Genomic DNA, 1231 nt, shown 5'->3' with positions numbered 1-1231 from the left:
CGGCGCTGGACGGCGCTGCTGCGCCATCAGGCGCACAGGGCCGGTCTGGTCACGAATGACTGGTGCTTCGGGCTGGCTTGGAGCGGGCACATGACCACGGGGCGTGTCTCGGCACTGGCCGCGCACCTGCCCGATGGCCTGTCGGAAATCTATTTCCACCCGGCCACGGCGAAAAACCGCCTGCTTCAGCGGCTCATGCCGACCTATGAACACGAAGCGGAATTCCGTGCGCTCTGCGCGCCGGGCTTCCGCTCCGGTCTGGCGCATGCCGGGGCCACCCCCACCACATGGACGGACGTGGCCCGCGCCCGCTGACGGGCCACATGCGCGCCTGACTTCAGCCGCTCGGGCTTCAGCCGATCTTGCTCTGGACCCATGCCTTGAGCTGGCTCTTGGGCATGGCCCCTGTCTGTGTCGCCACCGGCGCGCCGTCCTTGAACAGGATCAGCGTGGGGATGCCGCGCACGGCGTAATCGTTGGGCGTGCGGGGGTTTTCATCAATGTTGACCTTGGCCACGGTCATCCTGCCTTTGGTTTCCGCGCCGATTTCCTCCAGCGCCGGGGCGATCATCTTGCACGGACCACACCATTCCGCCCAGAAATCAACCAGAACGGGCTCCTTTGATTCCAGAACAAGTTTCTTGAACTGGTCATCACTGACGGCAATCGTGTTCTCGCTCATCGCTTCATCTCTCCTTTGTGGCGGCCGGGGCCGCCCGCTGACCTACTGACATGGCCACGTTGGCGCATGCGGTCAAGACTGCCCGCCATCCTTTGTCCCCACCCGATCGGGCGCGTTGCGGTCCAGCAGGGTGGCGGGCAGGATGTCAACGCGCACGCCCTCCGTCCAGACCAGCGCGCACACGACATGCCTGCCCGGATAGACACCGCGCAGCAACGCGCGGTAAGCCGCCATCTGCCGCAGGTAAAGGACCGGGGTATGCGCCACATCGGCCGGGGGGTGGCGATTGGTCTTGAAATCACACACCGTGACCGTCTCCGCGCCGACCGCCATCCGGTCCACCTGCCCCACGATCACCTGCTGGCCCACGATTCCGGCCAGAGGCTGTTCAGCCCGGCTGCCGGGTGCGAACAGGGCCGCGAGTTCCGGGCTGTCCATCACCGCCAGCACCTGACCCACCAGTTCATCACAGGCCGCCGGTTCCAGCCCGCCGCCGGGCGTGACAGCCAGGCATGGGCAAGCTCCGCGCGCGCATCCGCCGGGCAGTCG

General features: G+C 66.6%; 2 protein-coding genes and 1 pseudogene. 1 reads left to right on the top strand and 2 read right to left on the bottom strand.

Going from position 1 to position 1231, the window contains the following annotated elements; all coding sequences use genetic code 11:
• Window positions 1–315 (top strand): ChbG/HpnK family deacetylase (locus tag JCM25156_RS17200; protein ID WP_025814128.1); only part of this gene is annotated, 315 nt, incomplete at its 5' end.
• A 37-nt stretch (window positions 316–352) separates the two neighbouring features.
• Here the strand turns inward: JCM25156_RS17200 and trxA are convergent.
• Together trxA and JCM25156_RS25740 are read right to left on the bottom strand one after the other, a co-directional pair.
• Window positions 353–682: a thioredoxin gene (trxA, locus tag JCM25156_RS17195; RefSeq protein WP_025814126.1), complete on the bottom strand. Its 330-nt coding sequence runs from the start codon at window positions 680–682 to the stop codon at window positions 353–355.
• A 72-nt stretch (window positions 683–754) separates the two neighbouring features.
• Window positions 755–1231: pseudogene (locus JCM25156_RS25740) on the bottom strand (PD-(D/E)XK nuclease family protein); the annotation flags it as partial.

The sequence above is a fragment of the Komagataeibacter kakiaceti JCM 25156 genome (assembly GCF_000613305.1).
Note: the sequence above shows the minus strand (reverse complement) of the source record. Positions and strands in the feature narration are given on the sequence as shown.